This window comes from Helicobacter apodemus (assembly GCF_000765745.2).
GTDB classification, from domain to species: Bacteria; Campylobacterota; Campylobacteria; order Campylobacterales; family Helicobacteraceae; genus Helicobacter_D; species Helicobacter_D apodemus.
Genome location: NZ_JRPC02000020.1, coordinates 27,660 through 46,877, shown reverse-complemented (window position 1 = coordinate 46,877; position 19,218 = coordinate 27,660). Strand labels below are relative to the sequence as shown.

At 31.4% G+C, this 19,218-nt stretch carries 14 protein-coding genes and 1 pseudogene; 11 read left to right on the top strand and 4 right to left on the bottom strand.

The window, feature by feature from the left end; genetic code table 11:
- Positions 1-148 (bottom strand): annotated as a pseudogene (locus LS72_RS10890) (hypothetical protein); the annotation flags it as partial.
- Between the two features lie 127 nt (positions 149-275).
- Between LS72_RS10890 and LS72_RS07895 the strand changes: the two are divergent.
- The 11 genes from LS72_RS07895 to LS72_RS07845 all read left to right on the top strand — a co-directional run bounded on the left by LS72_RS07895 (position 276) and on the right by LS72_RS07845 (position 14,585).
- Complete coding sequence (locus tag LS72_RS07895; protein ID WP_052087393.1) at positions 276-821, top strand: hypothetical protein; 546 nt, start codon at positions 276-278, stop codon at positions 819-821.
- A 14-nt stretch (positions 822-835) separates the two neighbouring features.
- Entirely contained in the window at positions 836-1,852 is a 1,017-nt protein-coding gene (locus LS72_RS07890) for a hypothetical protein (protein WP_034555359.1), read from the top strand.
- 94 nt (positions 1,853-1,946) lie between these two features.
- The gene (locus LS72_RS10885) at positions 1,947-3,050 is read left to right on the top strand and encodes a Cj0814 family flagellar-dependent secreted protein (protein ID WP_194145578.1); all 1,104 of its coding nucleotides are present in this window, start codon (positions 1,947-1,949) and stop codon (positions 3,048-3,050) included.
- Between the two features lie 321 nt (positions 3,051-3,371).
- Entirely contained in the window at positions 3,372-4,532 is a 1,161-nt protein-coding gene (locus LS72_RS07880) for a metallophosphoesterase (protein ID WP_052087200.1), read from the top strand.
- Positions 4,533-4,562: 30 nt separating this feature from the next.
- Positions 4,563-6,947 (top strand): tetratricopeptide repeat protein, encoded by a 2,385-nt coding sequence (locus tag LS72_RS07875; RefSeq protein WP_052087199.1) that lies wholly within the window; start codon positions 4,563-4,565, stop codon positions 6,945-6,947.
- A complete protein-coding gene (xseB, locus tag LS72_RS07870; protein WP_034552172.1) occupies positions 6,940-7,182 on the top strand; it encodes an exodeoxyribonuclease VII small subunit in 243 nt (80 codons plus the stop codon). The genes LS72_RS07875 and xseB overlap by 8 nt, the downstream gene beginning before the upstream one ends.
- Positions 7,182-7,958, top strand: a complete 777-nt coding sequence (locus tag LS72_RS07865; RefSeq protein ID WP_034552169.1) for a carbon-nitrogen hydrolase family protein — start codon at positions 7,182-7,184, stop codon at positions 7,956-7,958. The genes xseB and LS72_RS07865 overlap by 1 nt, the downstream gene beginning before the upstream one ends.
- Positions 7,959-8,052: 94 nt before the next feature.
- Positions 8,053-9,903: an RNA polymerase sigma factor RpoD gene (gene rpoD, locus LS72_RS07860; RefSeq protein WP_034552166.1), complete on the top strand. Its 1,851-nt coding sequence runs from the start codon at positions 8,053-8,055 to the stop codon at positions 9,901-9,903.
- Between the two features lie 40 nt (positions 9,904-9,943).
- Complete coding sequence (dnaE, locus tag LS72_RS07855) at positions 9,944-13,462, top strand: DNA polymerase III subunit alpha (RefSeq protein ID WP_034552163.1); 3,519 nt, start codon at positions 9,944-9,946, stop codon at positions 13,460-13,462.
- A complete protein-coding gene (locus LS72_RS07850) occupies positions 13,450-13,821 on the top strand; it encodes an SUI1 family translation initiation factor (protein WP_034552160.1) in 372 nt (123 codons plus the stop codon). The genes dnaE and LS72_RS07850 overlap by 13 nt, the downstream gene beginning before the upstream one ends.
- Positions 13,821-14,585 carry a pseudouridine synthase gene (locus LS72_RS07845; RefSeq protein ID WP_138155245.1) on the top strand — a complete coding sequence of 255 codons (765 nt, stop codon included), beginning with the start codon at positions 13,821-13,823 and terminating at the stop codon, positions 14,583-14,585. Before LS72_RS07850 ends, LS72_RS07845 begins: the two co-directional genes overlap by 1 nt.
- Here LS72_RS07845 and LS72_RS07840 read toward each other — a convergent pair.
- From LS72_RS07840 to secA, 3 genes are read right to left on the bottom strand one after another with little or no spacing between them, the layout of a single operon-like run.
- The gene (locus LS72_RS07840; RefSeq protein WP_034552158.1) at positions 14,549-15,424 is read right to left on the bottom strand and encodes a radical SAM/SPASM domain-containing protein; all 876 of its coding nucleotides are present in this window, start codon (positions 15,422-15,424) and stop codon (positions 14,549-14,551) included. The two genes, LS72_RS07845 and LS72_RS07840, sit on opposite strands and share 37 nt — an antisense overlap.
- Positions 15,417-16,652, bottom strand: coding sequence for an ABC transporter permease (locus tag LS72_RS07835; RefSeq protein WP_034552155.1), 1,236 nt, complete (start codon positions 16,650-16,652; stop codon positions 15,417-15,419). Before LS72_RS07835 ends, LS72_RS07840 begins: the two co-directional genes overlap by 8 nt.
- Positions 16,649-19,207 carry a preprotein translocase subunit SecA gene (secA, locus tag LS72_RS07830; RefSeq protein ID WP_034552153.1) on the bottom strand — a complete coding sequence of 853 codons (2,559 nt, stop codon included), beginning with the start codon at positions 19,205-19,207 and terminating at the stop codon, positions 16,649-16,651. Before secA ends, LS72_RS07835 begins: the two co-directional genes overlap by 4 nt.
- Positions 19,208-19,218 lie beyond the last annotated feature (11 nt).

Here is a 19,218-nt window from a genome sequence, read left to right as displayed (position 1 = left end):
TGGCATTTCCTGTGCTAAGCAAAGAAAAGCTTGTAATACTCCTTAAACCAATTTGTTTTTTAAAGAGATTATCAATATTGAGTTCATCACTAGCTAAAACACAATTTGTTAAAAACAAAAACAATAGAGTAAGCAAAAGTTTTTTCATTCCAATCCTTATTAAAGATATTGACTAGAATTTTAAAGAATAAATCATTACAAAGTAAAGTAAAACTTGATTTTAAAATAAAAATATACTATAGTGAAAACTCAAAATTTTCAAAAAAGAAGAAATTATGTTTAAAAGGGTTTTGAGTATCTTAGTTTTAGGTTCTTTACCTTTAAGCTTAGCATTAGCACAAGAAGATGTTTTAGCGTTAGTGAGTAAAGGCAAAGTTACTAGTGAGAGTGCAGGCGTTACTAAATTAAACACTGAAGAGAAAAAACAGGTGAAGGGGGGGATTCGCTATAGTCCATATAGGGGTAATACATTAATTGATAATTATGGTAATTTGATAATGAAGTATGGCTATTATGAGTTTATTCTATCTGATTATGAACAAAGTCGAGGTATGGCTATTTTGAAAAATGGAGAAAGCACTTATCAAAGGGTTCAAAACTATTCAGACTTTAAATGGCTAACTGTTGTTGATCCAAGATATGAAAGAGCGATGATGTTTGTGCGAATTGATTATAAAGCAAGACAAATTATGACTGAAATTGTGGCTTATGATACACGATATAATACCCAAAGAAGGATTTATCAAGGACATCCCATCATTGAGAAGTTAAATGAAAGATTTCGTGAAGAATTAATCTTAAGAACAGCCTATGGTTTATAGATAATAGGGTAATTATGTTAAGCCAAACTTCTAATATTGCTTGGGCTATTTTAAGAGGTAATCAACCTACACAAGAGCAAAATAAAGCGGTTAAATTCCCTATAGAACCAGCACAAATAATGATAAAAGATTTATTGCATATACCTTTTCAAGGAATTTCAATAGTTGGAAATAAACTAGTAATAAAAACTTTATCAGGAGAAGCAGGAGATATTCCAATTTGGCCAAAGGTTGATTTAAATCCTATGCCAATAGATAAAAAATATCGTTCTTTAATAGACGCTGGCAGGATTAACTATGGTGTTATAGAGGAACATTCCCAAAGATTTACTAATGTAAGTGAAGAAAGATACCAAAGTGCTAAAGCTTATATTTATCAACAAATGGAAGAAATTGCTCTTGCTGTTTATGAAGAAGAGGGAAAATCAGAATTCTTTGATACATTGATTGCAGAAGGAGCGTTTAGGAGTTTTTTAGATTGGGCAGAAGATAGTAAAGAAAATAGACTAGAATCGAGTGCTAGAGAATTTGCTTCATCATTAAAGACAAAAGATAAAGAAAGGATTGTAAAAGCACAAGAGGATTTAGAGTATGAGTTAAGCATAGTGCAAATTGCCAGTGGCGGAATAACTACTATGTGGTGGTTCTTTGCACTTGCAGATAGCAAAATACCTACAGAAAATCTCCAAAAGATTAAAGATTCTTTAGGGATAATGAAAAGTTATATTCAGGATAATTACGATATTTCAAATATTAAAACTAAAAATGGTCTTATTATTGAAAGTAGTGTAGAAAAAGGAATAAGAACTTTAAGTGTTACACTCCCATTTGATAAAGTAGAGAATTTAATCTTAAGCTATAAAGAAAAGAATCACCAAACCCTTTTAGAAATGTTTAAGTATAAAGAAAAACTCTCTAAAGATTCTTCTATAAATTCTAGGGATTCTTTAATGCAAACTTTATTAAAAGAGGGCAAAGAAGAAAGAGAAAAGAGTATTGATAAAGATAGACAAACCCCTATGAATATTTAAGGAATATCTTTTGCTTTGATACCTTGTAATGAATGGAAGTATAAAGTATCAAAGCATATTGATAGATTTAATCTTGAAAAAGGAGAATATAACTATGATAGGTTCTTTAAACTCTAGCTTTTCTTTTAATAGTTATTCTTTAAACATTAGCAATAAACTTCGTATCAATAATACTAATGCAGATAATGCAGACAATACTAATATACAAAAAAATAACCAAAGCATAGAATCTAAAAAATCCTCCTTAGATTCTAAAGAAGTTTTAGGTTATAAAGTCGATAAAGAAGGGTATTTTACCAAAGAATTTAATAAAGCAGCAGGAATACCAGAGGATTATAAAATTCACTCCTCCACAATGCAAAACTTAGTAGCAAAAGAGACAGATGGTAGAAAGGTTTTTCGAGAATATAAAAGCATAGATATAGCCCAAACTTTGGGTAATGCCTATAAGATAGTTTCTCAACTTTTAGAAAAAAGTCCTAAATTGGCTCTAAAAGAGAGTTTTAGTGGGGAGGATTTAGCAGAGCATTTTCCACAAAACTACAAGATAGATAAACAAAGTGGAAAGGTTAAAGAAGTATATTCTTATAAAGAAGTTAAAAACATCTTAGCTAATGATGGCTTTAAAGGTGTTTCTAGTAATGAAAGCATTGCCCCTAGCTTTTTTACTAAAGATGATAGTGTTATTTCAAAGCCTTTTGATATTAATGTTTTCAATAATGGAAGTTTTGATGTTATGCTTCAAAAATACACCGATAAAGACGGAAATATTACTAAAGGTGGGCTTTTAGTAGGGTTTTTAAGTAGCAATATGCATACTGGCACAACGCCTACTCCTTTAATTGCTGGAGAAGTAACTATTTGGGGGAAAATGCAGGGACTTGACCCCTCTATGAGTAAAAGTGCGGTAGAGGATATAAATAAAGAATTAGATTCATTATTGGATTTTGATCACTTTGGAGAATTTTTAGAAGCTGTTAATGGCACAAATATAAAGGAGTTTAAACAAAAGATGTTTAAGCTTAAGATTAATTCCCAAGTAACAGGGGAAAATAACAAAAGCATTTTTGAACTAATGGATACTATAGAGGAAAAAGTTAAATATCTACAATATCTACTTAATAGCAAAAATTTAAAGGCAAAAAATCTAAAATCTCAAAACTTAAAACTAAAACAATCTCTTAATGTCGAAGCGTAGAATAGCTGATGAGCTTTCGTGTTTCCGCAATTAAATTCCATTATCCAAAAAAATTAAAGCCCCCCCCCATAATGAAAAAACTTGATATAAATGTTTAAATTTATCACTATCTTTCACGCTTAAATATAATTCTCAATTTGTGATTAAAGCATACCTTAAAACTTATCAAGATTGTAAAATAGCCTTATTAGAGCGGCAAAGTATCCCTTATAGATTAAGCAGTATCTTGAAAATTCTCTTAGAGAATGGTATAAATTTGAAATTTTAGAACTCCTTAAGAGAGATTAAATCTGTTTATAGACAAATAAAGGATAAAATTTTATGAAAAATCTATTCCCCTTTTTAGCTTTAATAGTTTTTTTGATAATGCATCTTGGCATTTATTTTTTGTTATTTAAAAGAATGATAAAGACAAGATTCCCACTTTTGCTTTTAAAATATTTTTTAGTCTTTAACTTTTTGGGAATTTTGTGTTATTTTTGGGGACGTTATTATCTCAATATACCCTTAAGTCTTTATTTTTTAGTCTCTTTATCTATTGGTGTAGCTTTTGTTTTATTTGTTGTTATGCTTATTTATCAACCCTTATCTTTAATCCCTTATTTTAGTAAGAAGCGGAGAGGGTTTTTTAGAAATATTGTCAATATAGGAAGTGGAATCTTCGCAGGTGGTTATTTGGGTTGGGGTATGATTGAAGCGGGGTTAAAACCTAAGATAGAAGTCATAGAACTCCCATTATCAAAATTACCCGCATCTTTTAGTGCTGTGCAAATTAGTGATTTACATATTGGGGGATTAATAGAAAAAAATGCGGTAAGAGAGATTGTTAAACAAACTAATGTGCTTGAAGCCGATGTTATATTTCTTACAGGCGATATTATTGATGCTAAAATCTCTCAAGTTTCAGAAGCACTGCAAGAATTATCAAATTTAAAAGCCCCGCTTGGTATTTATTTTATTACTGGTAATCACGAATATTTTCATAATATTGGTGAATTATTAGGAACCATTAAGTCAATGGGTATAAAAATTTTAGAAAATCAAAATATTCTTTTAGAAAAAAATGGAGAGCCTTTAATTAATCTTGCAGGAGTTTATGATTTATTTGGTAAGAGAATTGGCGTTTTAGAGCCTAATTTACAAGAAGCTTTAGAAAATAGGCAAGAAACTTTACCAACTATCCTCTTAGCCCATCAGCCTAAATTTATCTTTGAAGTAAAAGAAGAAAATCAGGTAGATTTAGTTTTAAGCGGACATACGCACGGCGGTCAAATTTTTCCTTTTAGATTTTTAGTAACTCTTGATCAACCTTATTTAGCAGGACTCTATCAACATAATGCAAAAACACAAATCTATGTAAATCGCGGAACAGGGTTTTGGGGTCCTCCTATGAGAATTTTAGCAAGGGCTGAAATTACTTATTTTAAATTTTTACCAGCACAAGAAAAGTTTGATGAGAGTTTTAATGCAAAAAAAGTATAATACACAGAATTTTAAAGAGCTTGGAAGTATATGAAACAAAAATTTATTCTTATTTTTTTGTATTTTTGTAGCTTAGAATTTGCATTTGGGCTAGAGCTATATATTAATGGCGGTAAAGAAAACAATAAAAACTTCGCAGTTTTAAATATTATTCACGATAAACCTTTTTTATGCCAAGAAACTTTAAATAGAAATTCCGAAGTAGAAAGTATTTTATGCAAGTTTGATCAAAAACTAGCATCAAGGGTTTCAAGTAGCAATACTTTGTTTTTTGTAATCGAACCAGAATTGCAAAAAAAAGGTTTTTATCTGCGAATAACCCCTAATAAAAAAATAAAACTTTTTAACACAGCCTTTAATATTAATACCCCTTATCCTATCCCTTTAGAAACCAATATAGAATCTAAAAGGTGGCAGATTGTTGGTTATGAGGATACCTTGCCCTTTTTAGAGGATAAACCAAGTGAGGGTTTAAATTTTCCTATTACTTTTAATGATATTATTGGCTATCCAAGTATTGGTGTTTTAGATGTTAGAATGTCTCCTATAAGTGATAATACAGGGAGTGCTGATAAAGATTCTTTTTTAAAAATTCAATCCCTAATAGCTAATAAGTCTTATAGAGAAGCCCTAATAGCTATTGATGAAATGTCTTCTTTATTTCCTAATACCATTTTTAAACGTGATATTTTGTATTTAAAGATAATAGCTTTAGATGGTTTAGCAAGTGAGGAAAACTATGAGGATATTATTACACTTGCTAAGACTTGGCAAAATGCCTATCCCACAGATATTCACATTTCAGAGATTTTATATATTATAGCTAAGACCTATGCAAAGATGGATTTCTTTGAAGAGGCTAGTTATTATTATAGACGATTGTTTGATGAATACAAAGGGGATCAATTTGAACTCCTAGCGCGATTAGATTATGGAAAAAATCTTTATTTAAGGGGGGAGAGGAAATTAGTATTAAATCTTTATCAATCCGTGCTTAATGAAACACAAAATTTAGATATTGCTTCTTTAGCTTCCATCGCTTTAGGGGAATACTACAGAGAAATGGATAAAGAAGAAGCCCAAAAATATCTCCAGAGTGTTTTACAGGCTAATCCAACTTTCTTTGAAAAAGATGTCCCAACTTATTATAATATGTTAAAACAATGGACAGAAAAAGGCATTTATACAGTTCCAGCACAAATTGCAGAATTACTATTTTTATCCCTTGATGAAGATTATCCAGAATACAGAGATATACTTAAAGATGTCGCTATATGGTATGATAAATCAGAAAATCTCCCTAAGGCTCATCATTATTATCAGCTTTTATTACAAAACCCAACAGATGGCAAAGAAGAAGAGGAAATTAAGGAATTAGATGATATTTTGCTCTTAAAACTTGATGAAGATGATGTAGAAAAACGTTTGGAACATTATGACTATGTTCTTAAAAACTATGAAGGCAAAGAAGAAGCTAAAAAGGCTTTAGAGAAAAAAATAGAAACCTTATTTCAAGAAAAACATTATGAAGAAATTTTTGCCTTGCGTAATGAATTAGAAGAAAACAATCCTTTATTATTAGGTGCAGTGGCTGCTTTAGTCAAAGATTCCCTCTCTGAAGATAACTGCAAAAGTGCTGCTTATTATGGTAACTTATATGCAGAAAAAATTCCTCTTGAAGAGAGTGAAAAATTTGATTTATTACAATGCCTTTACCAAAACCAACAATATATTCCTGCTCAAAAAATTGCACAAGAAGCATTACAAAAAATTACCAAAGCAGAGAATAAAGAAAAATGGCTTTATTATTTAGGGTGGGTGGAATACCAACTTCAAAATTATCCTAAAGCGGCTCTTGCGTCCAGAGATGCCCTTAATCTCCTAAGTAAAGAAAAATATAATGATATTGCGTGGGTGTTATTTATGGCTTTAAATCACGAAAAACGTAAAGAAGAAGCTTTTAACCTTTTACCAATTTTAGAAGAAAAACTAAAAGACAATGAAAAAATGATTGAAATTTATCGCATTGTCTTACTTAATGCACTTGAAAAAAAAGATGATACGGCTATTAAAATCTATGCTCAAAAGATTATTGACCTACAAAATAAATACCAACATTATGAATATTCTCCTTGGGTTGAATTAAGTTTAGTTGAAACTCTTAATCGTGAAGCTAAGTTTCAAGAATCTTTACAATTGCTTTTATCAGCCCAAACACATATCTCAAAACCACAAGAAAAAATACAAATCTACTATTTACAAGGTTATTTAAATCACAAATTAAATAAGATTCCAGAAGCAATACAAGCTTACACAGAATGTGAAGCAGTAGATATTCAATCTCCTTGGAAGAATCTTTGTATAGATGCAAAAAAACTTTTAGAGAGTGAAACAACAGAGCAAAACAATGAATAAAAACAAAAAAAATGACAATATTAAAAGCGATAGTTTTGAAGATTATTTGATGATTGTTCAACAATATATTGAAAAGCTAGGTGATGAAAATATAACCTTACATCAGAGTATGGAATTTTATAAAGAAGGAATGCAAGCCTTAAAAAAGGCACAAAAAATGCTTGAAGATGCAAAAATACGATGCCAAGAATTAAAAGCACAATTTGATGAGCAAGTTGATAAAAAGGAAGTATAATGAAAATTGCTGCACTTCAGCTATCAGCCCTTAGAGGTGAAAACGAAATAAGATCTTATTTGCAAGTTGCATTAGAACAAAAAGTAAAAATCATTCTTTTTGGGGAGTATTTATTAAGCCCATTTTTTAAAAAATTTGAAAATACAAAGAAAAGCTTACTGATTCATTCTATACAATCTAGCAATGAGCAGTTGATAAAAATCTCTAACTCTTACGCTCTTACCATAGTAACGCCGATATTTGAAGTAGTGGGGAATAAAATTTATAAATCTATAGCCATTATTAATAAGGGAAAAATTCTTTTTTATCGAGCACAAAGATTGATGCCCTATGAACATTGGAATGAAGCAAAATTTTTTGCTAATACTATTCCTAAAAATATCAAAATCCCTCCCGTTTTTAATATGGGCGGACTAAAGTTTTCTATCCTATTTGGTTATGAGTTACACTTTGATGAGTTTTGGTTACAATTTAAAACTCATCAAGTCGATTGTGTTTTACTCCCTAGTGCTTCTACTTTTGATTCTTCTTTACGTTGGAGAAGTATTATTAAAATGCGTGCTTTTTTAAATAATTGTTATATTCTAAGGGCTAATCGTATAGGGCAACATCAAGATGAAATAACACAAACTTTATGGAATTTTTATGGGGATTCTTTACTAGTTAATCCTAATGGTGAGGTTATAGATTGTTTAGGCGATAGGGAAGAGCTATTAATTGTAAGTTTGGATAAAAAATATTTAAAACAAATGAAAGAATGTTGGCAATTTCGTTAAAAATAGAATAAAATATTCTTAATAAAGTTTTAAATAATTTTATGTATAATCCAGGACTTTTGACAAATCATATATACTGCTTTTGGAGTTTGCTATGTCTGCGAAAAATGTTAATCAACAGCTTGATGAGTTATTTAAAAATACAACAAAATACATTTCTTATGAAAAGGTTGCACAAGTCTTAGGTAAATTACCAACAGCTGCTCAAGCAAAAAGAGTGCTAGAATTAGCTAAAAAATATAATAAGCAATTAATGTCTGCTTCAGAAGTTGCAAAACTCCTTAATCAAGATGAGGCAAAGAAAATAAAAGAAGAAAAAAAACGACTTTTAGATGAGGAATTAGAAGAAGAATTTGATTTTATGAAAGAGCGAGAACTATTAGAATGGAGTCGTAGTGATAGTCCAGTAAGAATGTATTTAAGAGAAATGGGACAGATTCAACTTTTAACTCGTGAGGATGAAGTAGAGCTTAGTAAAAATATAGAATTGGGTGAGAATATTATTTTAGATGCGATTTGCTCTGTGCCTTATTTGATTGATTTTATCTTAGATTATAAAGAAGCCTTGATTAATCGGGAAAGAAGAGTTAAAGAGCTTTTTAAAAGCTTTGATGATGAAGAAGCAGAAGAGGGTGAAGAGGAGGAGGAGGAAGAGATAGAAGAGGGAGAAGAAGGTGGAGAGGCAAAAAAACCTATTAGCAAAAAAGATCAAAAAAGAATTGAAAATGTTTTAGTGAGCTTTAAAGCTTTGGAGAAAGCTAAGAAAGATTGGTTAAAAACTTGGGAGCAAAGCAATGAGAAAAAAAGCGATAATGATATGCTTTTTCTGCTTATTTTAGCCCATAAAAAACAATTCCTAAAAGAAAAATTATTAGATTTAGGTCCTACTAGTAAATTGATTAATGAGCTTGTGAAGGCTATGGAGAATACTATAAAAAGCGATGAGGGCTTTGATAGGGAATTGAAACGTTTAGAATACCGCTTACCCCTTTTTAATGATTTATTGCTTAATAACCATAGGAAAATCTTAGAGAATATTACACAAATGAGTAAAGCAGAAATTACCGCATCTGTGCCAGAGACTACAATGGTATCTACTTATATGGAGATAAAAAAACTCTTTCAAACTAAAGCAGCCAGTGAGGGAAGCTTTGATTTAGAGCCAGAAAAACTCAAGCAGATTTTAGAACAAATTAAACGTGGAAAAGATATAGCCGATAAAGCAAAGACAAAAATGGCAAAGTCTAATTTGCGTCTTGTGGTAAGTATCGCTAAACGTTACACTAATCGTGGATTGCCTTTCTTAGATTTAATTCAAGAGGGGAATATCGGGCTTATGAAAGCTGTCGATAAATTTGAATATAAAAAAGGTTATAAATTTTCCACTTATGCAACTTGGTGGATTAGGCAAGCGATTTCAAGAGCAATAGCCGATCAAGCAAGGACTATTAGGATACCTATTCATATGATTGAAACCATTAATCGTATCAATAAGATTATGCGGAAATTCTTGCAAGAGGAAGGTAAAGAGCCAGACATTGAAAAAATAGCAGAAGAGGTTGGGCTTCCTGTAGATAAGGTTAAAAATGTTATTAAAATCACCAAAGAACCCATTAGCCTTGAATCCCCTATTGGCAATGGAGAGGATGGAAAATTCGGAGATTTTGTTGAGGATAAGACTTTAGCAGGACCTATGGAGCAGATTTTAAAAGAGGATTTAAAGTCTCAAATTGATGATGTTTTAGACCAGCTTAATGAAAGAGAAAAAGCTGTTATTCGTATGAGATTTGGACTTTTAGAGGATGAATCAGATAGAACCTTAGAAGAAATTGGAAAAGAATTAAATGTAACAAGAGAGAGGGTAAGGCAAATAGAATCTAGTGCGATAAAAAAACTTAAACACCCAAAAGTAGGGAGAAAACTCAAAAATTATATTGAGGATTAAAAAGATCTTTTAAAGCTTAAAAAGTTTAGAGGGGGCATTAATGAGCAAAACAGAAATACAAAATTCTAACACAACGTTAGAGGGTTTTACACATCTACATTTACACACAGAATATTCTTTATTAGATGGGTTAAATAAAATCAAAACATTAGCAAAATGTATTAAAGAATTAGGAATGAATAGCGTTGCAGTTACAGATCACGGAAATATGTTTGGTGCTATTGAATTTTATAAAACAATGAAAAGCGAGGGTATTAAACCTATTTTAGGAATGGAAGCTTATTTGCACAATGCCGAGGAAATAGGCGATAAGAGCAACCAACGTTTTCATTTATGCCTTTATGCAAAAGATTTAGAGGGTTATAAGAATCTAATGTATTTAAGCTCTCAAGCTTGTTTGTATGGCTTCCATATGAAGCCACGTATTAGCAAAAAAATGCTAAGGGAGTATAGCAAAGGCTTAATTTGCTCTTCAGCTTGTTTAAATGGTGAAGTGCAATGGCATTTAAATCTTAAAAAAGAGGATAACAAAGGAAGAAAAGGCTATGAAAGAGCTAAAGAAGTAGCTTTAGAGTATCAAGATATTTTTGGGGAGGATTTTTATTTAGAACTTATGAGGCACGGTATTGAAGAGCAACAACTCATTGATACACAAATTATTCAAATTTCTCAAGAAACAGGGATTAAAATTATCGCTACCAATGATACACATTACACCAAACAAAGCGATTCTACAGCTCAAGAGGTTGCATTTTGTATTGGTTTTGGCAAAGACTTTAATGATCCTAATCGTATGCGGCATACCGTGCAAGAATTTTATATTAAAAGCCCCGAGCAAATGGCAGCTCTTTATGCAGATATTCCAGAAGCCCTTGCAAATACGCAAGAAATTGCTAACAAATGTAATTTAGAATTAAATTTAGGGAATCCAACTCCACCTACTTTTAAATTTACTAAAGAATATTCTAAACAAGAAGGGTTAGATTGTATCGAAGATAGTGAATATTTTACCCATAAATGCAAAGAGGGTTTAAAGAAAAGATTAGAAAAAATCCCTAAAGAAAAACACCAAATATATGAAGAACGTTTAGAGCACGAAATAAATGTTATTAATGCTATGAAATTCCCGGGATATATGTTAATTGTTTGGGATTTTGTGCGAGCTGCTAAAGAGAGGGGAATCCCTGTAGGACCTGGTAGAGGAAGTGCTGCAGGGAGCTTGGTTGCCTTTTGCTTAGAAATTACTAATATTGATCCTTTAAAATATGATTTACTTTTTGAGAGATTTTTAAATCCCGAACGCGTAAGTATGCCCGATATTGATATGGATTTTTGCCAAAGCAGACGCGGAGAGATTTTAGATTATGTAACAGAAAAATATGGGCGGCATAATGTAGCCCAAGTTATTACTTTTGGTATGATGAAAGCAAAAGCGGTTATTAGAGATGTAGCAAGGGTGATGGGTATGCCATATGGCGAAGCAGATTCTATGGCAAAACTCATCCCTAAAGAATTAGACATTACACTACAAAAAGCTTATGAAAAAGAACCAAAAATTAATGAATTAATCCAAAAGAATCCTTTAGCAAAAAAGGTATGGGAATTTGCCCTAATCTTAGAAAACACTAAACGCAATCCCGGAACTCACGCTGCTGCTGTTGTCATAGATTCTGAGCAAGAACTTTGGAATAAAGCCCCTTTATATTGCTCTACACGTGATGGTATCATCGCAACGCAATATTCTATGAAATACTTAGAAGATGTAGATCTAATAAAATTTGACTTTTTAGGCTTAAAGACTTTAACACTTATTGATAATTCTTTAAAACTTATTAAAAATAGATTTGAAAAAGAAATTGACTTTTTAGAAGCAGATATGGATGATCAAAAGGTTTATGAGACTTTACAAGATGGTAACACTTTGGGTGTTTTTCAAATAGAATCAAGTATGTTTCAAGGCATTAATAAACGATTAAAGCCTAATACTTTTGAAGATATTATAGCTATTATTGCTTTGGGACGTCCTGGTCCTATGGAATCTGGAATGGTAGATGATTTTATTGATAGAAAGCACGGCAGAAAACCTATTTCTTATATGTTTGCAGAACTAGAGCCTATTTTAAAACCTACTTATGGAACCATTGTCTATCAAGAACAAGTTATGCAAATTGTGCAAAAAATTGGTGGCTTTAGCTTAGGAGAGGCAGACTTAATACGAAGAGCAATGGGAAAAAAAGATGCTCAAATTATGGAAGATAATAAAAGCAAATTTGCACAAGGAGCACAAAAACAAGGATTTGACGGGGTTAAAGCCGAAGAACTTTGGGAATTAATTGTTAAATTTGCTGGTTATGGATTTAATAAATCACATTCCGCTGCTTATGCGATGATTACTTTTCAAACTGCCTATTTAAAAACTTATTATCCAAAAGAATTTATGGCAGCCCTATTAACTTCAGAAAAGAATGATACCGATAAAGTTGTAGAATATATTGAAGAGGCTAAAAAGATGAATATTCAAGTCTCCCCACCCAATCTACAAAAATCTGAATTAGAATTTAGTGTTGCAGATATTGATGGTGAGAGTAATATCTTATTTGGTTTAGGTGCTATTAAAGGAGCAGGTGAAGTTGCTATTAATATTATTTTAGAGGAGAGAAAAAAGAATGGAGAGTTTAAAGATTTAAAAGATTTTTTAAAAAGGATTGATTCCCAAAAGGTTAATAAAAAAGCTTTAGAATCTTTTATTAAAAGTGGGGCTATGGATTGTTTTGGATATACGAGAAAAACACTCTTAGAGCAAATAGAGACTATAACAGAAGCTTCAAAATCTGCCCAACTCGCTAAAAAAGTTGCTGAAAATTCACTTTTTGGAGATAGTGAGGAATTAATGGCAGTTGATATTAATCTAATAGATAAAGAGGAATATTCCCTTAAAGAGATCTTAGAGCTTGAAAAAGAGAGCTTAGGGTTTTATGCTTCAGGACATCCTCTTGATGAATACAAAGAGGCTATTAAAAAACTTCATTGTGCCTTTACGAATCAAATCCAAGATATTGCAGAAAATAGCAGTATTTTGTTAGTGGGTAAAATTGAAGATATTATTAGTAAATTTTCAAAAAGTGGCAAACGTTATGGAATCTTAAAGCTTCAAGATCTCTATGGAAGTGTAGAGCTTACTATTTTTGAACAAACTTTAAGCAAGCTTGAACTATGGGATAGGGAAAAGCCCGTTGTGGTTAAATGCACAGTGCAAGAACAAGAAGAAACCAAAAAACTTAAAGCCGATAAAATTTTGCATTTAGAAGAGGCACATAATGAAAAGGTTGAATTTGCTATGCAAAAGGCTGATACCAGTGATCCTTTAATTCTCCTTTTAGATACGCAAAGTAATGAAAATACTATTATCATTTTGCGGGAAGCTGCTCTTAAGCATAAAGGAAAAAGAGAGCTTAGGATTCGTTATCAAACCAAAACACAAGAATTAGAAATGATAAGCTCTTTTTATGTGCATAGTCAGATTAAAGAGGAATTGAAAGAATTGCAATGGGTGGGTTAAATTTCAATCATTTCAAATTAGAAGCAAATTTTTGTGATGGGATTGATGAAGTTTGTAAGCAATGCAAGAATCTCCAAAGCCAATGTGTTTGCAATATTCCCTTAGAAGTTAAAAACAGGGATTCTTATACTTTATGGATAAACTCTCAAAAACGTAAAGGAAAAGATATTACACTTTGTGGAATATTTTATGAAGAAAAATCCACTATGCAAAAGGTTTTAAAAAAAATCAAGAAAACCCTTGCTTGTGGGGGGAGTTTAAAAGTCTATAAAAAAGGGTATTTACTAGAGTTTCAAGGGGAGCATTTAGAGATTCTTAAAAAACTTTTAAAAAAAGAATTTTTTTGCTTTAATAAATAATGCGTCTTAATCAATATATCGCCCATCATTCTACATATTCAAGGAGAGAAGCCGATAAGCTTATCCAAGAAGGTAGAGTTTCTATCAATAAAAGGATTATTCAAGATTTTTCTTATCAGGTTGAAAATCAAAAAGTCTATGTCAATGATAAATTACTAAAAGAAAGGGAAGCATACACTCTTATTGTTTATAATAAACCAAAAGGTGAACTAGTTAGCAAAAAAGATGATAGGGGACGCAAGACCATTTTTGATTCCTTGCCTAAGAGATTTGCTCATTTTACACCTATTGGTAGGCTTGATTTTGCTAGTGAAGGGCTACTCTTATTAAGTGATGATATAAGTGTTGTAACAAAACTTATGGAGAGCAAATTAGAGAGAGTTTATTTATTGAAATTTTCTGGTTTTATTAAAGAGAGAGTTTTTGATACTATGGAGAGTGGGTTAAACTTAGAGGATGCTACCAAAGGTGGGCATTTTAAAAGCCCTATCCAATCTATGGAATTTTCACCTTTTTTAGGCTATGAAGTCATTAAAAATACAAAAAAATTTTCAAAGCTTAAAGTGATTATCAATGAAGGTAAGAATAGGGAGTTAAGGAGGTTTTTTAGCCATTTTGGGTTAGAAATACTAGATTTAAAACGCATTGCTTATGGCTTTGTCTCTTTAAATAATCTCCCCAGTGGAAAAGTTAGGTTTTTAACAAGGGGGGAATACAATAAACTTCATCAATTCCTACAAGGAGACTTAGAGGCTAAATATTGAGGATAACTGCAAGATTGACAAAGCAATTCTACAAGATTATTATCTTTAAATCCCTGCACTAAAGATTTTATTCTTTGCTTTTGTAAAATCTCCTCTAAAGATTCTTCTAAAATATTGCCTAAGTTGATAATACCCTTAGTATCAAAGCAACAAGGAACAACTCTCCCATCACAAAGGATTCCAAGCTGCTTTATACCCCCATAACAAAATCCTTTTTTATATGAAATTGTAGAATCTACATTTGCCCACTCAAAACATCTTGCTTGATGAAGAAAAATTTTGTAATTTAGGCGAATCTTCAAAGCAGAGGTTTCTCGAAATGCAAAATATCGCTTTAGCAAATTATAAACTTCTGTATTGAGGGCAGGGGGATTGAAATTTTTATCTAAATTCCAAAGTCTTAAATTAATAAATTTTTCACTTTTTAGTTCTTGGTGCATCTTACAGAGTCTTAAAATCGGTTGAAAATATTCCTTAAGATTAACAGCTTTACTTTGGTATAAAGCACTCATTAAGGAAATATTAATTTGGTGGATACAAGGAGTATTTAAAAGTAAATCAATGTTATCTTCAAGATAAAATCCACTACTAGTTATTTCTAGTTTTAAATTATAAGATTGTGCGATTTGTAGATATTGCGATAGATTTTTAACACTAAGGGGATCACCTAAAATATGTAAAGCACAGAGTTTTGTATAAGGTGAAACTTTTTGTGTAACTTTCTTAAAATCCTCAAGTGGCATTAGCTTTTTTACTTGTTTTTTAGGTGTACAAAAGGAACAATCAAGTCCGCAGAAGTTTGTAATTTCTATAAAGATTTTTTCAAATTTTTCACTCATTGCGTAAAACTTGTAAAGGATCCATTTGTATAGCTTTTTTAGCAGGATAATAAGAGGAAAGGAATATAATTATGAGTGAGCCACTGATAATAAAAATCAAATCAATTAAAGAGAGTTCTAATGGGAGTTTCGAACTTCCATAAACATCAGCAGGGAGGGAAATTACAGAGAAATTTGATAAAATAAAAAGAATGATAGCAGCAAGCGTGCAACCACAAAGCATTCCACTAATCCCAATAAGATTCCCTAGATAAAGAAAAGTTTTTTTAATTTCTTGAATACTTGCTCCCATAGTCAGTAAAAGGGCAATTTCTTTTCTTCTATTCATTATTGTCATTAATAAAGAAGTAATAATATTTAAAGAAGCTATCAATATAATAAGCATTAAAACAATAAAAAGCGCTCTTTTTTCTAACGCTAAAGCGGCAAAAAAATTCCCATTTTGTTCCCACCAGCCAATGATTTTCGTCTGCGGGTATCTTTCTTGAAGCAGTAAAATATCTTTTTGGGGATTATTAGAGTAGATATGTATCCCATCATAAGTATCTTTAGGCATATTTTTAATAATACTTAAAGATTCAAGAGTAGTATAAATATAGCCTTTGTCATAAGCTAATAACCCAGAATGAAAAAACCCATTAACATTAAAACGTTTTATAGTTGGGGAAATACTCATTGCATTAGGCATTGCATTGGTAAAAATTAAAAGCAAATTAGATTGGTATTGTAATCCATAATATTCTTTTAACCCCTCACCAACAATTACATCAAAAGTATTTGGTATATAAGGTGCTTGGTAGATTTGTTTATAAGAAGTTTGTGCTTCTTGGTAAGCTTTAGCAAATATAGGATTTATTAAAGCCTCTCTTTGAAAATCTACACCAAAAACAATACCACCTTCTAATCTCTGTCCCATTTTGGAAAATGCTTGTGTTTGGATAAAAGGGCTAAATTTCAAATGAGGAAAATCCGTTTCTAAAGTTTCTAAAGTTTGTTTGTCTATTTTCTCTAAATAATTAGAAAACATTGTTAGGGGATAATTCATCACAAAGAGTTTGCGTTCAAACTCTTTATCAAAACCATTCATTAATGCCATTGCAACAATTAAAACCATTACACCTACACAAATCCCAAAAAATGCAAGAATAGCGGATATAGAAATAAAGGGTTGTCGTTTGTTAAAACGTAAATAACGTTTGATTAAAAAAGGGATTATTGGGGAACTCATTGAGCTAAGATTCCTTGTTTAGGACCGCTTTTTCCACAACAATTTTTATATTTTTTTCCACTTCCACAAGGGCAGGGTTCATTTCTAACAGGTTTTTTAGACATAAATGAAGAATCATTGGTTTGTAGATGAGTATTATTTTGTTCAAGTTTTAATTTAGTGTGTTTTGCCTCTTCTTGTATATCTTCATTAAGAGGGTTTAGTTGAACTTTATGTAGCATTTTAATACTTGTGTATTTAATTTGCTTAATAAGATCTAAAAAAAGATTAAAACTCTCTTTTTTATACTCCACTAAAGGATCTTTTTGGTTATACCCCCTTAAGCCAATCCCTGTTTTTAAGTTATCCATTGTATATAAATGCTCTCTCCATAGATTATCTAATGTTTGTAAATAGATAAGCTTTTCTATTTCATTCCGCGTTTTTTCATTTAAAGAAGACATTTTTTCTTCATAGGCTTGTGTTAAAACCCTATCTAAATAGGTTTCAAAATTATTATGCTTTTGGTAATATTCTTTAAGTGCTTCTGCTTCTAGGGTAATATTAAAATCCTCTAAAGCTAATCCACAAAGTGCATTTAAATCATCCTCATTACTAAAAACTTCAGCTTTTTGCAAGAGCAGGGCAATACATTCTTGTCTATTTTCAATAATACGATGCGTGATATTTTGGTTAGGATCTAAAAGCTCATTCCTTACACGATAAATAGCCTTTCTTTGCTCATTAGCCACATCATCATATTCCAAAAGATGCTTTCTTGCTTCAAAATGCATACTTTCAATTTTTTTTTGTGCGCTTTCAACAGATCTTGTTACAAGTTTAGATTCTATATGCTCTCCCTCATCAAGCCCTAATTTATCCATAATATTTTTAATCCTATCACTACCAAAAATCCTCAATAAAGAATCCTCTAAACTTAAATAAAATTGACTTGTTCCAGGATCTCCTTGTCTTCCACTTCTACCCCGCAATTGGTTATCAATTCTTCTAGATTCGTGTCTTTCTGTCCCTATAATATAAAGCCCCCCAAGCTCTCTTACTTCATCATCAATCTTTATATCCACTCCTCTTCCTGCCATATTTGTAGCAATGGTTACCGCCCCCTTTTTTCCAGCATCTTTGATAATCTCTGCTTCTTGTGCGTGTTGTTTAGCATTTAAAACAGAATGCGGAATCCTTTGTGCCTTTAAAAGTTCGTGGATTTTCTCACTTTTTTCAATCGAAGCGGTCCCTACTAATATAGGTTGCCCATTTTTATGAAGTTCTATGATTTTTTGTATGAGAGCTTTAAATTTCTCTTTTTCTGTTTTATAGATTAAATCATTCAAATCCCTTCTATGAACAGGAATATTAGTTGGAATAGAAATTACTTCAAGATTGTAAATTTGTAAAAATTCACTAGCTTCTGTTTGTGCTGTCCCTGTCATACCCGATAACTTTTCATAAAGCCTAAAATAATTTTGGTAAGTAATATCTGCAAGGGTTTGAGATTCTTCTTTTATTTTTACATTTTCTTTAGCTTCTAAGGCTTGATGCAATCCCTCACTAAATCTCCTTCCCTCACTTAATCGTCCCGTAAATTCATCAACAATAACGACTTCCCCATCACGCAATACATAATCTTTATCCTTTTTAAAAAGATTATTAGCTTTTAAAGCTTGGTCTAAATGGTGGGCTAAAATTGCATTTTCTATACTATATAGGTTATCAATATTAAAAAGCCTCTCTGCTTCGCTAATCCCAGATTCTGTTAATAAAATAACACGATTTTTCTCATCAATACTATAATGCTCTTCTTCTTTCAATTTTAAGGCAACTTCATTAGCGATTTTATAATTATCCAAAGTCCTATTTGCAGGACCAGAGATAATAAGCGGTGTCCTTGCTTCATCAATAAGGATTGAATCTACTTCATCAATAATGGCAAAATAATGATGTTTTTGCACTTTTTGTTGAAAATCATATTTCATATTATCGCGTAAATAATCAAATCCAAATTCATTATTAGTGCCATAAACAATATTACAAGCATATTGTTTTAGCCTATCTTCATCATCATAATATCCACCCACAATAACCCCAACACTAAACCCTAAAAACTCATATAAGGGTCGCATAGTCTCTGCATCTCTTTTAGCTAGATAATCATTAACCGTAACAATATGCACACTTTCCCCCGTCATTGCATTAAGGCATACTGGTAAGGTTGCTACAAGAGTTTTTCCTTCTCCTGTTTTCATTTCAGCAATTTTACCTACATGTAATACCATACCCCCAATAAGCTGCACATCAAAATGACGCATATTGAGAATCCTCTTACTAGCTTCTCTTGTAATAGCAAAAGAGCGAAAAAGCACTTTTTGCAACTCTTCTTGGGGATCTGCTGATTGTCGAACTTGACTCTTTAATGCCTCAAAGGCTTCTTGCAACTCTTTATCATTTAAGGCTTCATAGTGAGATTCTAAATTATTAATCTTTTTAACTTCTTTTTGATAATGTTTGACAAGACGATCATTCCTACTACTAAAAAAATTTTTTGTAAGATTTGCTATCATTATAAATAACC